Origin of the sequence: Amycolatopsis marina (genome assembly GCF_900111885.1) — a bacterium.
GTDB classification, from domain to species: Bacteria; Actinomycetota; Actinomycetes; order Mycobacteriales; family Pseudonocardiaceae; genus Amycolatopsis; species Amycolatopsis marina.
The window spans coordinates 23825-41210 of record NZ_FOKG01000002.1; the positions used below are offsets into that span (position 1 = coordinate 23825).

Below are 17386 nucleotides of genomic sequence, written 5' to 3' on the forward strand. Positions count from 1 at the left end.
GTGCCGGTCACCGTGACCGTGCTCGTCCCGGCGGGGGTGCTGCTGCTGGTTTTCAGCGTGAGTTTCGCGGTCTTCCCCGCGGTCACCGTGGCCGGCTGCAACACCGCTTCGGCGCCACTGGGCAGTCCCGACGCGGTCAGCGCGATGTCCTCGGCACCGGCCTCCCCCGCGGTCGTGGACACCGTCGCCGACACATACCCACCCGGCACCACCTCCACCGAACCCGGCACCACCGACAACGAAAACTCACCCTCACCCGGCGGATCGCCAGGATCTTCCCCACCGATGAATCCGGTGTAGAGCAGCCGGTTCGGCGATCCACTGCCTGGGTTCTTGACGACACTTGTGGTGGCATTGGAATTCAGCGTCTGACCGACCTGCGCGGGCGTCGCACTCTGGTTCGCCTGCAGATACAACGCGACAGCACCGGCAACGTGCGGACTCGCCATCGACGTGCCGGACATGTTGGTGCTTCCGCTGTCACTGCTGTTCGACGCCGACGTGATGTTGCTGCCCGGCGCAAAGATATCGACGCAGCTGCCGTAGTTGGAGAAGCTCGACCGATTGTCCGAGGCATCGGTCGAGCCGACAGTGATGACCTCGGGCAGCTTTGCCGGCCCGGTGTTGCAGGCATCGGCACTCGAGTTGCCTGCCGCGACCGCCGTCGGGACACCGGCGCGAACCATCCCGGCCATCGCCTCGTCACCGATGTTCGGGGTGTCGAAGGTCAGACTCATGTTGGCCACCGCGGGCAGTGCCGCGTTCTTCGTGACCCACTCGATGCCCTCGATGGAGTCGGAGTCCGGTGCCGATCCCCCGCACCCCAGCACCTTCACGCCGACCAGGTCGACCTTCTTGGCCAGCCCCCACGTCTTTCCGCCGACCGTGCCCGCCACGTGCGTACCGTGACCGTTGCAGTCGTTCGCGTCGGGGTCCTCGTCCACATGGTCGTAACCGCTCTTCGCCCTGCCCTCGAAATCGTTGTGGGAGTAGCGGATTCCGGTGTCGATGATGTAGGCGGTGACGTCGTCTGCCGTGTTGTTGTACGTGTATTCCTTGTCCAGCGGGAGATTGCGCTGGTCCACCCGGTCGATGCCGTACGTCGCACCGGTCTGGGTGTCGGCGATCTGGGCCGTGCCGTCCTCGAACACCGCTCGCACCGACGGTTCCGCCGCCAGCCTGCTCGCCGCGGCCTCGCTCATCCCGCGGACCGCGAATCCCCGCATCGACGCGGTGAACGTCGACTTCAGTGCCGCATCGTACTTCTGCGCCAGTGACGCCGCCGCACGCTCAATCGCCGCTGGACTCGACGAGGCCTGGACACCGTCCTTCAGCGACACCACATACCCACCGGGCACATGCCGTTCGGCCTGCACAACCGCTCCTTCCGCGGCCGTGGCGACCGTCGCGGAGGTACCGATTCCGGTGGCCAGCGCCGCGGAGAACAGGGCCAGCACACCGACCGCTCTGCTCGTTCTTCTCATCGTCTGCGATTTCCCTTCGAAGCCGGTGAGCATCAGAAAGTCACGCCGAAGCTGTCGATGGTTCCCTCGTCGTAGTCGTAGACATCCTGAACGCGCAGCTTCCAGGTGCCTGCCCGGTTCTCCGACGACGTGTCGACCGCGTACGTCTTGGTCAGGTCGATCGTGCTCTCCCCGCCCGCTGTCTTGAGTCCGTAGACCTTTCCGCTGGGGCCGACCAGCTCGATCTTCAGGTCACCGGTGTAGGTGTGCTTGATCGCGACCGCGACCGAGGTGTCCGTCGTGCCCTTGCCCTCGCAGCCGGTGAACGTCAGCTCGCTGGTGACAGCAGCGCCCGAGTCCGGAATGGACACGTCGTCACCGTTGGTGCCACCCGCGCAGGTCGGATCCCCCGGGTCGCCACCGCCGTCGTTCAAATAGGACATGTTGAGCAACTCGTTCGGCGACCCTGTCTTGATGTCTGTCAGCACTCCGCTGGTGGCGTTGTTCACCAACGCGTCCCGCACCTGCCGCGGACTGTCGTCCTGCTTCGCCGCGAGATGCAGCGCCGCGGCGCCTGCGACGTGCGGAGTGGCCATCGAGGTCCCGCCGATGGTGTTCGTCGCCGAGTCGCCCGTGCTCCAGGTGGACTTGATCTCCGTACCCGGCGCCCAGATGTCCAGGCAACGTCCCCAGTTGGAGGACACCGACTCGCCGCGCCAGATCGAGCGACGGTCCTGCTGGTCCGAGGCGCCGACGGTGATGGCTTCGCCCGTACGGGCCGGGCTGGTCTGGCACGCGTCCACACCGGAATTGCCCGCGGCGACCGCGAGGGTCACACCGGACGCGATGATGCCCCGCGCCGCGTCATCGACCGCGCTGCTGGCACCTCCACCGAGACTCATGTTCGCGACGGCGGGCAGCTGCGCGTTGTCCGATACCCAGTCCATCCCGGCGATGATCTGTGAGTACTGACCGCTGCCCTGGCAGTTCAACACCCGGACACCGACGAGGTCGACCTTCTTGGCGACCCCGTAGGTCTTGCTGCCGATGGTGCCCGCGACGTGTGTCCCGTGCCCGTTGCAGTCGTTGGCCACCGGGTCGTTGTCGATGAAGTCGTATCCGTTCGCCGCCCTGCTCTCGAACTCGTTGTGCGTCGTGCGGACGCCGGTGTCAAGGACGTAGGCGGTCACCCCGCCACCCGCGGTGTCCGGATAGGTGAACTTGCCGTCCATCGGCAGGTCCGCCTCGTCGATCCGGTCCAGACCCCATGGCGGGTTGGTCTGCGTGCCGACCACCTTCGCGAACTTGTCCTGCTCGACGTATGCCACATTCGGCTCGGCGGCGAGCCTGCGGGCCTGGCGCTCGCTCATGGTGGCGGAGAACCCGCGCAGGGCGGTGTCATAGGTGAACCGGAGCTGCCCCTTGTACTTCGAGGCGAGCGCGCGCGCCTCGGCCGGAACGGCCTGCGCCCGCACGTCGCTGTCCTCGAACACGACGATGTAGCTACCGTCCACGGCGCCCTCCGCGCCCGCGCCACGGATCTCCCCTTCCGGCGTGGCCGCGGCGTTGCCCGCGACCGCGAAAGCCGCCAGCGCGGTCACGCCCGCCAGGACGCAGGCCCCCGCAACCCTTCGCCGGGACCGATGATGTTGACGCATCAGATACTCCATTCGCTGACTCGTGGCCGACAGCCACGGCGCGGCATCGACAGGGGTGTTGGTGATGACTCACAGCCACGCTCGGCTCACTGTCGGCGGCCTCGACCGAGTGAACAACCGAGGGCTGGCTAGGTATGAGTACGTATCTAAATCACCGATCGAAGGCCGCTGTCAGCGCATTGAGCTGCGAAAGCAGGTAGTCGAATCGGACACGAACCTCTACAGTCGGTCAACTCGAAGGGGTGTGTCCCAGGCCACATCCACATTCGGCGAGGTGGGAGCCGACCATGACACGCTCGATCCAGCGCAGGGAGTCAGCGACGGGCACGGGAACGACGGTGCGTACGAGTTCCCCGGTTCTGGTGGGCCGTTCGGCGGAACTGCGCACGCTGGTCTCCGTCGCGTCCCGCCCCGGCGCCGTCGTGTTCGTCGAGGGCGAGGCCGGAGTCGGAAAGACCCGGCTGGTCACCGAACTGCTCGAGCGACCCGAAATGGCCGCCCAGCGAGTACTGCTCGGCCACTGCCAGCCACTGCGCGAACCATTCCCCTACGGAGTCGTGCTCGACGCACTGCGGGGCCTCGACGCGCGGCACATCGCGCTGTCGGCGCTGAGCCCCGTCGCCGGCGCCCTGCATCCCTACCTCCCGGAACTGGCCTGCGTCCTGCCGGAACGGCCGGAACCCCTGGGCGACTCGCGGGCGGAGCGGCACCGGCTGTTCCGGGCCGTGCGGGAACTGCTCGACGCACTCGGCCCCGCGCTGCTGGTGATCGAGGACCTGCACTGGGCCGACGACGGGTCCCGCCAGCTGCTGCGGTTTCTCATGTCCAAGCCCCCTGCCCGGCTGAGCCAGCTGGTGACCTACCGGCGTGAGGACATCCCCGGCGGTATCGCGCTCGGTACCGCGTACCGGCCCGCTCCTGGCGGCGTCAGCGCCACCGTGGATCTGCAGCCGCTCGACGCCGACGACGTCCGCACGCTCACCTCCGCGATTCTCGGAATCCACCTGGTCTCCGCCGGTTTCGCGGCCCGGCTGCACGAACGCACCGCCGGTATCCCGTTCGTGGTCGAGGAGACCCTGCGCGCGCTGCGCAATCCCGAGGGGGCGGTGCGCGCGAGTGGCTCGGCCGCACGCCGGCTGCTGGACAATGTCGAGGTACCCGCACTACTGCGCGAGGCGATGCTGGAGCGACTCGCCGGCCTTTCGGTGCCCGCACGCCGTGTCACGCAAGCCGCCTCCGTGCTCAGTGTTCCCGCCCCCGCCGAACTGATAACCACCGTGTCCGGACTGACACCGGAGCGGGGGAGGGCCGCACTGGCGCAGGCCCTGCACGCCAACGTGCTGCTGGAACGCGCGGACTGCAGCTACGGCTTCCGCCACGCACTGGCACAGCAGGCCGTCTACCGCACCCTGCCGGGGCCCGACCGCGAACGCCTGCACCTGCGGGCCGCAGAAGCACTGAGCCTGCGGGACCCGCTGCCACTGGTGCAGCTCGCGGAGCACTGCCGCAAAGGCGGCGCACGAAAGGACTGGATGCGGTACGCGGAATCCGCCGCCGACACCGCAGCGGTGGCGGGCGACGCGGGAACCGCGACCGCGTGCCTGCGGTCGCTGCTCGACAGCCCGGACATGGCACCATCCGATGTGGACAGACTGGCCGGGAAGCTCAGCGGGGTGGCCTTCAACGGTCTCGCCCAGTACGAGGTCACCGCCGCCCTGGAGCGACTGCTCACCGATCCGCGGCTCTCCGCGGCGGTACGGGGAGAGGTCCGGCTCAGCCTCGGGCTGTTGCTCATCCGGCAGGCAGGCGGCCTGGCCGCGGGGAGGTTCGAGATCGCACAGGCGATCGACGAACTCCAGCACCGGCCGGAACTGCGGGCGAAGGCCATGTCCGTACTCGCACAGCCGTACATCGGCAGCACGCCCGTCGCGGAGCATCTGCGCTGGCTCGACGAGGTCGACAGGGTGGTGGACCAGACCGGCTCCGGTCCGACGTCGACCAGTCTGCTGGCGAACAGTGTGGCTTCCCGGCTGCTGCTGGGCGACCCCGCCGCGTGGCGGTCGGCCGAGCGGCTACCCGCCCGTGTCGCGACTGCCGAAGAGCAACGATTCCTTGCCAGGGCACACTGCAACGTGGCGGACTCGTGCTCCTGGATCGGATACCACCGCAGCGCCAACGACTACATCCGCAGCGGCATCCGTCTCGCCGCCGACTGCGGGGCACCCTTCGTCGTGAGCACGGCCCGCGCCACGCAGGCGCACGTCGACTGGCTCACCGGCTCGTGGGACGGACTCGGGGAACGGGCGCAGCGGCTCATCGACGAGTATCACGATCTACTGCCGGTGACCGGCGAGCTCTCTCTCGTGCTCGGCTCGCTGGCGGTCGCGGCGGGCGAGTGGGATCGCGCGGCCGGTCATCTCGAGCACACGGGCATCGACGATCCGGAGAACGCCATCACCCCGGTGGTCATCGCCGCTCACGCGGAGATGATCCGGCTGCAACTGGCCAAGGGAAACCTGCCCGACGCTTCGGACCAGGCCGACCGCGGACTGCGGCTGCTGCGACGAAAAGGGGTGTGGGTCTGGGCGGGCCCGCTGGCTCCCTGCGCCGTCGAGGCGCTCTTCCGGTCGGGGCGGGTGTCCGAGGCCCGCGCGCTGGTCGAGGAACTGGAGTCGGGCATCACCGGTCACGACGCACCCGTGGCGGACGCCGCACTCCTGCTCTGCCAGGGGTTGCTGATGGCAGAGGACGGCAGGCCCGACCGCGCCGCCGAGCTCATGGGCGAGGCAGCGGAGGCGTACGGCGAACTCCCCGCGCCCTATCTCGCCGCGCTGGCGACCGAGCGGCGGATGCGCCTGCTCGTCGAACGCGGCCTCGACGACGGAACCGAGGCGACGCTCGCGCGGCTGGCCGCCACCTTCGACACGCTCGGCGCGGCACGCGACGCCGCCAGATGCCGCCATCTGCTGCGCGCGGGAGGCGCGGGCCAGCCATCGCGGCGGGGTCGCCGCGGCTACGGTGACGAGCTCTCTCCCCGGGAACGGGACGTGGCACGGCTGGTGGCCGACGGACGGACGAACAGGGAGATCGCGGACGCGCTGTTCCTGTCCCGCAGAACCGTCGAGCAGCATGTCGCCGGGATCCTGCGCAAGCTCAAGCTCAGCTCGCGCACCGAGCTGCGGACCCACTGAGCGCGACGGGACGCCCGAAAACCCGTTGCGCCGCGCACCTGCGACCGGCATGGTGAGTTCGTCCGGCACGTCGCCGGGTCTGCGTGGGACGAGAGGAGGTGGCCCGATGGCCGACTTCGCAGCGGATGCCGTCCGCGCCCTTCCGCACGTCCCGCCCCGGTAGTCCGCCGTGCCGGTGGGGCGTCCACTTCTGCCAAGGAGTCCCACCAGTGCGACAGCACGACTTCCAGCACCATTCCCACGACGACTTCGCCGACGACGCCGACTTCGGCGCTGACGTCCCCCGCCGACGGCGCAGGCCCCGGTTCGACGACGAGGCACAACCAACCCGTTCCGGCCGGCTCACCGAAGCCGCCAAGCAGCGCCTGAGCGCGCTGCGCGCTGATGCGGCCACCGAAACCGAGGTGCCCGGTGACGGTGACCGCTGGTCCACCTGGGGCGACTGCGTCCAGGGTCCACACCCGCCACCCGCGTGGGTGGTGACCGAACTCGGCGCCGTCGACACCGAGCTGGGTGTGCTCAAGACCGGCAAAGAAGCCGATGTCCACCTGCTCCGCCGTGGCCTGCCCGGCGCGGAGCCGGGCTGCCTGCTCGCCGCGAAGCGCTACCGCGGCGACGAGCACCGGCTGTTCCGTCGCGACGCGGGCTATCTGGAGGGCAGGCGGATGCGCCGATCCAGGGAGATGCGGGCCATGCGGCACCGCACGTCCTTCGGCCGGAACCTGGTGGCCGAGCAGTGGGCGGTGGCCGAGTTCGCCACGCTCGGCACCCTCTGGTCCGACGGAGCTCCCGTGCCGTATCCGGTGCAGCGGGACGGGACCGAACTGCTGCTGGAGTTCATCGGGGAAGCCGACGGCACCGCCGCTCCCCGGTTGGCCGAACTGCGTCCTCGCGGCGCCGACCTCCGTGATCTGTGGCACCAGATCACCACGGCACTCGAGTCACTCGCCGTGCGCGGCCTTACCCACGGCGATCTCTCCGCCTACAACATACTGGTCCACAACGGACAGATCGTACTGATCGACCTGCCGCAGGTGGTGGACGTGGTGGCCAACCCGTCCGGGTCCGATTTCCTCGCCCGGGACGTGCGGAACGTCGCCGCCTGGTTCGCCGCGCGGGGTCTGCCCGATGACGTGCTGGACGTGACGGCGCTCACGGTTGATCTCCACAGGGCGATGGGGCTCACCTGAGTTCGTCCGCGCGCTGGGGTACAGTAGGTGACGCACCGCAACTGGTGGCGCGCTTCCGCGCCGTCAAGCCGGCAGACAGGCGCGCGGTGCTCCACCCCAACGGCGTCGTGGTTCCTCCGCGGAATCGCCGCCGGGTTCGTCCCTGTGAACGCCCACTTGATTTTCATGTCGGCCCGCCTGCGTGCGGGCAACGGGCCTCCTTGCGACGTTCCACGTCCGAGAGGCACGAGGCATTTCTGTGACAGTCACGCTCGATTCCGACCGTTCGACCCGTAAGCCGAGGCAGCACGCCGGCGCGGAGGCGCTCTCGCGCACCGCCAGCGGCGCTCCGGTGAAGTCGTTCGCCGAATTGAACCTGCCCGCTCCGCTGCTACGCACGCTGCAGGAGGCGGGAATGGACACCCCCTTCGCCATCCAGGCGGCAACCCTGCCCGACGCGCTCGCGGGCCGCGATGTGCTCGGCAGGGCGCAGACCGGTTCGGGCAAGACCCTCGCCTTCGGCCTCGCCCTGCTGGCGCGGCTCGACGGCGGCAAGGCCCGCGCCAAGCGCCCCAGGGCGCTGGTGCTGGTCCCGACCCGGGAACTCGCCATGCAGGTCGCCGACGCGCTGACCCCGCTGGCGAAGTCGATGAACATGTGGTGCCGCACCGCCGTCGGCGGGATGGCCTTCAACCGGCAGGCCGAGGCACTCAACCGGGGCGTCGACCTGCTGATCGCCACCCCCGGCCGGCTCTCGGACCACGTCCGGCAGGGCACCTGCGTGCTCTCCGACGTCAACTTCGTCACGCTCGACGAGGCTGACCAGATGGCCGACATGGGCTTCCTGCCCCAGGTGCGGGAGATCCTCGACCTCACCCCGGCTCGCGGACAGCGACTGCTGTTCTCCGCCACGCTCGACGGTGACGTGGAGAAGCTGGTCAAGGCGTACCTGACCGACCCGGTCACGCACTCGATCGCACCGATGACCGCCAGCGTCACCACCATGGAGCACCACCTGTTGCAGGTGTCGCACCAGGACAAGCAGGCCGTGCTGACCGAGATCGGCGCCCGCGAGGGCCGCACGATCATGTTCGTCCGCACCAAGCACCACGTGGACCGCCTCGCCGAGCGCCTCAGGGCCAGCGGCGTGCATGCGGCCGCGCTGCACGGTGGCAAGACCCAGGGCCAGCGCAACCGCGTGCTGTCGGACTTCAAGGAAGGCAGGACCCCGGTCCTGGTCGCCACCGACGTCGCGGCTCGTGGCATCCACGTGGACGACATCAGCCTGGTCGTGCACGTGGACCCGGCCGCCGACCACAAGGACTACCTGCACCGTGCGGGTCGCACGGCGCGGGCCGGCGCCTCGGGCGTCGTGGTGACGATGGTCACCAACGACCAGCGCAGGATGGTCCGCAGGATGATCGACCGGGCCGGGGTCAAGGCCGAGCAGACCGTCGTTCGCCCCGGCGAGCACGAGCTGACCCGGATCACCGGCGCTCGCACACCGAGCGGCGAGCCGGTCCCCGAGCCCAAGTTCCGCGCGCCGCGGCCCTCCTCGGGTGGGCGCCGTACCGGTGCTCCCACCGGTCGCGGAAGGCCGCCCTTCGGCGGTCGCCGCGAGCAGGGTGGCAGCGGTGGCGGCCGTGGCCGCTCCCAGTTCGGCAGGCCGCAGAGCGGCCGCGGGCCCGCCCGCCGCCGCACCGAGGGCTGATACCGGAACCCTGGGGTGCGGCCCTGCCGCTCCCCGGGCGATGCGAGACTGCCTGACGTGAACGCACCAGGACCCGCCATCGCCGCCGCTCCGCCCGAACAGGTCTTCGACTGGCTCGAGACCGAGGCGCAGCGACGTGCGGAGGCGGGTCTTGTGCGTCGTCTGCGGGCCCGCACGCCGGACACCGGTGAGCTCGATCTCGCCGGGAACGACTACCTCGGCCTGGCCAGGGAGAAGCGGGTCGCGGGTGCCGCGGCAGCGGCGTCCCTGCGGTGGGGCGCGGGCTCCACCGGCTCTCGCCTGGTCACCGGTTCCACGGAACTGCACGCCGAACTGGAGCACGAACTCGCCCGGTTCTGCGGCACGCAGGCCGCGCTGGTGTTCTCCTCCGGCTTCGCCGCGAACCTCGGCGTGGTCACGGCGCTGTCCGGCGCCGAATCCGCGATCGTGACGGACAAGTACATCCACGCCTCACTGATCGAGGGCTGCAGGCTCTCCCGCGCGGACGTCGCCGTCGTCGCCCACAGCGACCCCGACGCCGTGGCGCACGCACTGCGGACCCGCCGCAAACAACGCGCGCTGGTCATCACCGACTCGGTGTTCTCCGTGGACGGTGACCTGGCACCACTGCCCGAGCTCTCGGCGGTCTGCCGGGAACACGGCGCCGCACTGCTGGTGGACGACGCGCACGGGCTCGGTGTACTCGGCGAGGGTGGCCGTGGCGCCGTCCATGAAGCGGGTCTCGCCGGTCAGCCGGACGTCGTCACCACCATCACGCTCTCCAAGTCGCTCGGCGCACAGGGCGGAGCCGTTCTCGGACCCCGCAGGGTGATCCGCCATCTCGTGGACACCGCGCGCAGTTTCATCTTCGACACCGCGCTGGCACCAGGCAGCGCGGCAGCGGCACTGGCAGCGCTGGGTGTGCTGCGCGGCGAACCAGAACTCGCGACCAGGGTCCGCACCACGGCCCAGGAGCTCGCCACCCGTCTCACCGCCGCCGGACTGTCCGTGAGCACACCGGCGGCGGCTGTCGTTTCGGTGCGCGCGCCGAGCCCCGACGACGCGGTCGCGTGGGCAGCCCGCTGTGCCGAGCACGGCATCAGGGTCGGCTGTTTCCGCCCGCCATCGGTGCCAGATGGCGTCTCCCGGCTACGGCTCACCGCGAGGGCGGATCTGACCGAGTCCGATGTAGACCGGGCGGTCCAGGTCATAGTGGACAACGCCCCGAACTGACCGGCTGGCCCTTCAGCCCGCGGGCCTGCGCATGACGACGTGCGGAATCCCGTCCTCGAGGTATTCCGCGCCTTCCGGCCGATAGCCGAACTTCGCGTAGAACCCGGTGGCGTAGGTCTGCGCATCGAGCACGCTCTCGGCGTCACCGATGGACTCCAGTGCCGCGCGCATCAGCCGCGCGGCGAGCCCGGTGCCGCGAGCCTTCACGGATGTGCAGACGCGTCCGATGCGGTATCCGCCGTCCGGTTCCTCCAGCACTCGCAGGCAGCCCAGTACCGGCTCTCCCGCTTCTTCGGCCGCGACCCAGAAGTGCCGGGTGCTCACCAGCAGGTCGCGGCCGTCGAGCTCGGAATAGGGGCACTCCTGTTCGACCACGAAGACGTCGACACGAAGCCGGAGAATGGCGTAGGCGTCAGCCGTGTTCAGTTCGTCCCCGTTGGCCACCTGGATATCGCTCATCCGGGCATGTCTACCACGAAAGCATGAGCATCATTCCGGCTGGTCAGCCGATCTGCTCCCGGATCTGCTCGGCGTATGAGGACACCCTGGTGTACACCCCGGGCTTTCCTGCCTCGGCACAGCCTTCGCCCCAGGAGACAATGCCGATGACCGTGTTGCCGACCATCAGCGGGCCGCCGGAGTCGCCCTGGCACGCGTCGACACCGCCCTCGGGATAACCAGCGCACAACATGGTCTTCGCGTCGTAGCTACGGAAGGCCTTGCCACAGTCGCTGTCGCTGACGACCGGCACCTGAGCCCTCCGCACAGTGTTCGAGCGCGCTCCCCCGGCCGACGTGCGGCCCCAGCCGATGACGGTCGCCTTCGTCCCCGCCGCGTAGAGCCCGGCGTCGCCGGCGTCGGCGACCTTCGCGGACCGGTACGGGACTCGGTCACGCAAAGTGAGTACAGCGAGGTCGTTCCCGCCCGACGGCTCCTTGTACCCGGGTGCGATCCAGACGTCCCGGACACCCACTACCCAGCCGTCCCTGGATCGCTTGTCCTCGCGACCCGCGACCACCTTCAGGTCGGTTCGCCGCACAGCCAGTGCGCAGTGCGCGGCTGTGGCCACCGACCGGGAGCCGACCAACACCCCGCCGCAGTACTGGTTACCCCCGCCGTCGGCAAGGAAGACGGCGTAGGGGTGGTCCGCGAGGGAAGCCTCCTCGCCACCGACGATGAACGGCTGGGCGGCCGCCCTCGGCGTCGCGGCGTCCGCGCCGGCGGAAGGGACGAAGGTCGCGCCGGCGACCAGGGCCAGTGCCCCCGCTAGCGCGGCGCGCCGGAACCTCAGCGGCATGAACTCATCCCTCCGGTCGGTGTCTGCTGGCCAGCGCGCGCCACGATCGACTCGGCGGGGCTCAGACTCATGCACGCTGCTCACCACCACGAGTAGCACGCCCCGCCTCGTCGCTCCTGGGCTTCGCCGCGCGCGTTCTGCGGGTCCACCATCGCCACGACTCACTTCACCAACAGACTCTCGGGCATTCTGAGCAGGAGCGCCATACCGGCTGGACCTGCTTCAGCGATACACCCTAATCGGCTGAAGCCCAATCCGGTGTCGCTGAACCGGGTGGTCTCTCCGGCGCAACCGTGGCTCTGCGAAGCTGGCACCGTGCGAACGGCAAGGGGTCCCAGCAGGGGCGGGCTGGTGGTGGCCGGCACCACCTCCGACGCGGGAAAGTCGACCGTCACCGCCGGTCTGTGCCGCTGGCTGGCCCGCCAGGGGGTGCGGGTGGCGCCGTTCAAGTCGCAGAACATGTCGAACAACTCGATGGTGTGCGCCGACGGGGCCGAGATCGGCAGAGCTCAGTGGCTGCAGGCGGTCGCGGCCGGTGCCGAACCCGAGTCGGCGATGAACCCCGTGCTGCTCAAACCCGGCGGAGACCGGCGAAGTCACGTAGTGCTCCGGGGCAAACCGTGGGGCGAGCTCCTCGCCGGCGACTGGGCCACCGGGCGAGCCGCGCTGGCGGAGGCGGCCTACTCCGCGCTCGCCGAACTGCGCGACCGGTTCGACGTGGTGATCTGCGAGGGGGCAGGCAGCCCTGCCGAGATCAACCTGCGCTCCGGCGACTACGTCAACATGGGGCTGGCCCGGCACGCGGACCTGCCGGTTCTGGTGATCGGCGACATCGATCGCGGCGGAGTGCTCGCCGCGATGTCCGGCACGCTCGCGCTGCTGGAACCGGCCGACCAGGCGCTCGTGTCCGGCTTCCTGGTGAACAAGTTTCGCGGCGACCCCGAGCTGCTGCGCCCCGGACTGGACTCGCTGGAACAGGTGACCGGAAGGCCCGTGCTGGGTGTGCTGCCCTGGCTGGCCGAGGCATGGCTGGATTCCGAGGACGCGCTCGCGATGGCGGGCTGGCGCGGGCACCAGCCGGGGAGCGGTGCGACGCTGCGGGTCGCGGCGGTGCGCTTTCCCCGGGTCTCCAACGCCACCGACCTCGACCCGCTCGCGGCCGAGCCGGGCGTGTCCGTGGAGGTCACCGCGGACCCGGACGTGGTCGCCGCGGCGGATCTCGCGGTGCTCCCCGGCACGAGGTCCACAGTGGATGATCTCGCTTGGTTACGGGAACGCGGCATCGAACGGGCGCTGCGAGCGCGAGCCGCGGACGGCAAGCCGGTCCTCGGGATCTGCGGCGGTTACCAGATGCTGGCCGAGACGATCGACGATCCGGTCGAGTCGGGCGCGGGCTCGGTTCCCGGACTCGGCCTGCTGCCGCTGGTGGTGCGGTTCGAGGAGGACAAGTCACTGGGCCGACCCAGCGGTGCGTGGCGCGAGCATCCGGTACGCGGCTACGAGATCCACCACGGCGTCGTCCACCCCAGCGGCGCGGCGCGGGACGACGTCGAACCGTTCCTCGACGGCATCCGCCGGTCGGCGGTGTGGGGCACCATCTGGCACGGGGTGTTCGAGAACGATGACTTCCGGCGGGCCTGGCTGAGCGAGGTCGCCGGGCAGGCGGGCGTGGACTGGCGGCCTTCGGCCACGCCGGGGTTCGGGGCGCGGCGGGAGGCCATGCTCGACCGGATCGCCGACGCCATCGATGAGCATGCCGACACCGCCGCGCTGCTGGAGCTGATCGAATCCGGCGCCCCTGCCGGGCTACCGTGGGTCCGGCTGGAGCGCGTTTACCGGGAACAACGGCAGGCGCCCGCGGGTTGAGCAAGTGTCGACGGACAAGAACAGCGAAGGGTGACACCGTGCCGCACTACGACCTGGTGATCGTCGGGACCGGATCGGGGAACTCCATCCTCGACCACCGGTTCGCCGACTGGAAGACGGCCATCGTGGAGAAGGGCGTGTTCGGCGGCACCTGCCTCAACGTCGGCTGCATCCCGACGAAGATGTTCGTGCACACCGCCGATCTGGCGGCGAGCCCGGCGGCAGCCGTCCGGCTGGGAGTGGACGCGGAACTGCGCGGGGTGCGCTGGCGCGACATCCGGGACCGGATCTTCGGCCGGATCGACCCGATCGCCGCCGGTGGCCGGGACTACCGGACGTCGCATGAGGACAACGCGGCGGTCACGGTCTACGAGGGCGCAGGGCGCTTCACCGGGAAGAAGGAGATGCAGGTCACCTTCGACGACGAACGTCCTGCGGAGACGATCACCGCCGACCGGTTCGTCCTCGCGGCAGGCGGGCGGCCGCTGCTGCCCGATGTCCCTGGACTCTCCGAAGTGGACTATCACACGTCGGACACCGTGATGCGCGTCGACGAACTGCCGGAGCGGGCCATTATTCTCGGCGGTGGTTTCATCGCCGCGGAGTTCGCGCACATCCTGGACGCACTCGGCGTGCACGTTACCGTCGTCGCGCGTTCCGGCGCACTGCTGCGCGCCGAGGACGAGGACATCAGCACGCGGTTCACCGAGATCGCCCTCGACCGGTTCGACGTGCGGCTGCACCGCGACACCCTGCGGGCCAGGAAAACTGCGTCCGGTGTCGCCCTCGACCTCCGGGGGCCGGACGGCGAGGAGACGGTCGAGGCCGGACTGCTGCTGGTGGCAACCGGGCGCAGGCCGAACTCGGACCTGCTCGACGTCGCGGCCACCGGAGTCGCCACCACGGACAGCGGCCATGTGGTGGTGGACGAGTATCAGCAGACCGAAGTGGACGGTGTCTACGCACTGGGAGACCTCAGTTCCACCTATGAGCTCAAGCACGTGGCCAATCACGAGTCCCGGGTGGTGCAGCACAACCTGTTGCATCCGGACGAGCCGGTGGCGGCTGACCACCGGTTCGTGCCGCACGCGGTGTTCGGTTCGCCGCAGGTCGCGTCGGTCGGCCTGACCGAACGGGAGGCCGAGGAGAGGGGCGTGCGATACGTCACCGCCACCCAGGAGTACGCCGGGATCGCCTACGGCTGGGCACTCGAGGACACCACCGGTTTCGCGAAGGTGCTCGCCGACCCGGCGACGGGACAGCTGCTCGGTGCGCACATCATCGGTCCGCAGGCACCGACGGTGATCCAGCCGCTCATCCAGGCGATGAGCTTCGGCCTCGACGCGCACACGATGGCCCGCGGCCAGTACTGGATCCATCCTGCGATGCCGGAACTGGTCGAGAACGCGCTGCTCAACCTGCCACTGGACAACTGACCGGGAGCCGGCCGTGCGCGCTGTCGTCATCGAGGAGTTCGCCGCCACCCCCACCGTGCGCACCGTGCCCGATCCGGACCCAGCACCGGACGGGGTGGTGATCGAGGTCGAGGCGACCGGGATCTGTCGCAGCGACTGGCACACCCTGCTGGGCCACGACCCGGACGTGACGCTGCCGCACGTGGCGGGCCACGAGTTCGCGGGAGTCGTGACCGCGGTGGGCTCGGACGTGCACCAGTGGCGGGTCGGCGACCGGGTGACCGCTCCCTTCGTCTGCGCGTGCGGCCGGTGTCCACAATGTGCTGCCGGACACCAACAGATCTGTGATCGGCAGTTCCAGCCCGGTGCGACGCACTGGGGTTCGTTCGCGGAGTTCGTCGCGATCGACCGTGCGGACATCAACCTGATCCGAGTGCCGGACGGCATGCTCTCGAGTACCGCGGCCGCGCTCGGCTGCCGCTTCGCGACGGCGTTCCGGGCGGTGTACCGGCAGGGCGGGGTCGGCCCCGGCGACTGGGTCGCCGTGCACGGCTGCGGCGGAGCCGGGCTGTCGGCCGTCCTGCTCGCCGTGGCCGCGGGCGCCCGTGTGGTGGCGGTGGACGTCTCGGCGTCCGCGCTGGACCTCGCCACGGCCTTCGGCGCCGTCGCGACCGTCGACGCCGGCAAGGTCGCCGACACTGCGCGGGCGGTCCGGGAGATCACCGGTGGCGGGGCGCATGTCTCGCTGGACTGCGTGGGTCTGCCTTCGACCTGCGCGGCGTCGGTGGCGTCCCTGTGCAAGCGCGGCACGCACGTCCAGGTCGGCCTGCTGCCGCCGGAGCAGGGCGTCCCGCCGATTCCGATGCACCGGGTGATCGCGGACGAGCTGCGGATCGTGGGCAGCCACGGACTGGCGGCCCACGAGTACCCCCGCATGCTGGAGCTGATCGAGCGGTCCGGGATCGATCTCGGCCGCCTCGTCGGCGGCACGATCTCGCTCAGTGGCATACCGGAGGCGCTCATGGCGATGAACGGGCCTGCCGGGGACGGCGGTATCACCGTCGCGGAACCGGGTCAGACGTAACGCGGCCGGCCCGCGATCCAGCCCGCGACCAGCTGGATGCTCAGCGCCACGATCAGCATCACGAAGGGCAGCGTCCAGCCACCGGTGAGGTCGTGCAGCAAGCCGAACAGGAACGGCCCGAGCGCGGCGAGCAGGTAGCCGAAGCCCTGCGCCATACCGGACAACTGCGCGGTCTCCGCGCTGTTCCTGGCCCGTAGCGCGATCGTGGTCAGCGCGAGGGAGAACACGCTCATCCCGAGCCCGAGCAACAGTGTCCACAGCAGCGGCGCGGCGCCGGGGGCGAGCAACAGGCCGAACAACCCGGCCAGGCCGAACACGCCGAGCCCGACGATCCAGCCGCTCTGACTGCCCTGTCGTGCGGCGAGCGCGGGGACGGTCAGGCTGATCGGCACCGCGATGAGTGAGAGCAGGCCGAGCAGCAGGCCCGCGTTGCCCTTGCTCACCCCGGCGTCCATCAACACCTCGGGCAGCCAGCCCATCACCACATAGGCGAGAAACGCCTGCAGGCCGAAGAAGAGCGTGACCGTCCAGGCCAGCGGGCTGCGCAGCAACGAGCGGCGGGGACCGTCGCCCGCCCGCGGAGCACCTGCCGAGCGCACCGCGCCGCCCCTGGTCGCGACCGCCCAGACCACCAGCGCGATCAGCGCCAGCGCCGCCCAGCCGGCGAGGGCGGGCCGCCAGCCGCCGAACGCGCTGTCCAGGGGCGGCGTCGCCGCTGACCCGAGCGCACCGCCTGCCTGCAGCGAGGCGGTGTAAACCCCGGTCATCAGCCCGATCCGGGCCGGGAAAGAGGACTTGACGACCACCGGAATGAGCACGTTGGCGAACGCGATGCCTGCGGTCGCGACCAGGGTTCCGCCGAGTACGACCAGCGGGCCGTCCAGCACTCGCAGCACGAGCCCGCACGCGAGGACGACGAGCGCGAGGCCGATCGCGGCGGCCATCCCGACCCGCCTGGCGAGCCACGGCGCGGCGAGTCCAGCCGCGGCGAAACTCAGTCCGGGCAGCGTGGTGAGTACGCCCGCCCAGGTGGCCGACGCGCCGAGGTCGGTCCGGGCCTCGCCGAGCAGCGGGCCGACGCTGGTGATCGCGGGACGCAGGTTCAGGGCCACGAGTACCACCGCGGCGCCGAGCAGTACCCCGCCGACGACCCGGGCCTGCCTGTCGCCGGTCAGCCCCGCCGTCGAGTCGTGGACAGGAAGGTCTTGCTGACGCGAGGTACTGGAGTCGACGGGCACCCGGCCAGTATGACAAGACATGGGATGACTGGATGAATGACGTTTCACACTATCCTGGTCC

The 17386-nt window shown here is 70.1% G+C and carries 12 protein-coding genes; 7 read left to right on the plus strand and 5 right to left on the minus strand.

Annotated elements, in window-relative coordinates:
• Positions 1-1484: S8 family peptidase (locus BM199_RS04270; RefSeq protein ID WP_143101777.1), on the minus strand; the 1484-nt coding region annotated here is incomplete at its 3' end.
• Positions 1485-1516: 32 nt separating this feature from the next.
• Entirely contained in the window at positions 1517-3121 is a 1605-nt protein-coding gene (locus BM199_RS04275; protein WP_091670807.1) for a S8 family peptidase, read from the minus strand.
• 287 nt (positions 3122-3408) lie between these two features.
• Here BM199_RS04275 and BM199_RS04280 point away from each other — a divergent pair, with 287 nt between their 5' ends.
• From BM199_RS04280 to BM199_RS04295, 4 genes are all read left to right on the plus strand, one after another.
• On the plus strand, positions 3409-6312 hold the full coding sequence (locus tag BM199_RS04280; RefSeq protein WP_091669892.1) for an ATP-binding protein: 2904 nt from the start codon (positions 3409-3411) through the stop codon (positions 6310-6312).
• A gap of 209 nt (positions 6313-6521) precedes the next feature.
• Positions 6522-7502 carry a serine protein kinase RIO gene (locus BM199_RS04285; protein ID WP_245788152.1) on the plus strand — a complete coding sequence of 327 codons (981 nt, stop codon included), beginning with the start codon at positions 6522-6524 and terminating at the stop codon, positions 7500-7502.
• Between the two features lie 238 nt (positions 7503-7740).
• The gene (locus tag BM199_RS04290; protein WP_177242467.1) at positions 7741-9192 is read left to right on the plus strand and encodes a DEAD/DEAH box helicase; all 1452 of its coding nucleotides are present in this window, start codon (positions 7741-7743) and stop codon (positions 9190-9192) included.
• A gap of 57 nt (positions 9193-9249) precedes the next feature.
• Entirely contained in the window at positions 9250-10425 is a 1176-nt protein-coding gene (locus BM199_RS04295) for an 8-amino-7-oxononanoate synthase (protein ID WP_091669899.1), read from the plus strand.
• Between the two features lie 12 nt (positions 10426-10437).
• On the opposite strand, the gene BM199_RS04300 is transcribed toward BM199_RS04295, so the two are convergent.
• Together BM199_RS04300 and BM199_RS04305 are read right to left on the minus strand one after the other, a co-directional pair.
• Complete coding sequence (locus tag BM199_RS04300; RefSeq protein WP_091669902.1) at positions 10438-10884, minus strand: GNAT family N-acetyltransferase; 447 nt, start codon at positions 10882-10884, stop codon at positions 10438-10440.
• A gap of 43 nt (positions 10885-10927) precedes the next feature.
• A complete protein-coding gene (locus BM199_RS04305; RefSeq protein WP_091669904.1) occupies positions 10928-11722 on the minus strand; it encodes a S1 family peptidase in 795 nt (264 codons plus the stop codon).
• A gap of 315 nt (positions 11723-12037) precedes the next feature.
• Here BM199_RS04305 and BM199_RS04310 point away from each other — a divergent pair, with 315 nt between their 5' ends.
• The 3 genes from BM199_RS04310 to BM199_RS04320 are packed head-to-tail and all read left to right on the plus strand — an operon-like array spanning position 12038 to position 16087.
• Positions 12038-13588 (plus strand): cobyric acid synthase, encoded by a 1551-nt coding sequence (locus BM199_RS04310; RefSeq protein ID WP_091670812.1) that lies wholly within the window; start codon positions 12038-12040, stop codon positions 13586-13588.
• A 38-nt stretch (positions 13589-13626) separates the two neighbouring features.
• Positions 13627-15024, plus strand: coding sequence for a mycothione reductase (locus tag BM199_RS04315; protein WP_091669907.1), 1398 nt, complete (start codon positions 13627-13629; stop codon positions 15022-15024).
• Positions 15025-15037: 13 nt separating this feature from the next.
• Entirely contained in the window at positions 15038-16087 is a 1050-nt protein-coding gene (locus tag BM199_RS04320; protein ID WP_091669910.1) for a zinc-dependent alcohol dehydrogenase family protein, read from the plus strand.
• Here the strand turns inward: BM199_RS04320 and BM199_RS04325 are convergent.
• Complete coding sequence (locus BM199_RS04325; protein WP_091669912.1) at positions 16078-17346, minus strand: CynX/NimT family MFS transporter; 1269 nt, start codon at positions 17344-17346, stop codon at positions 16078-16080. The genes BM199_RS04320 and BM199_RS04325 overlap by 10 nt on opposite strands.
• Positions 17347-17386: the final 40 nt, after the last annotated feature.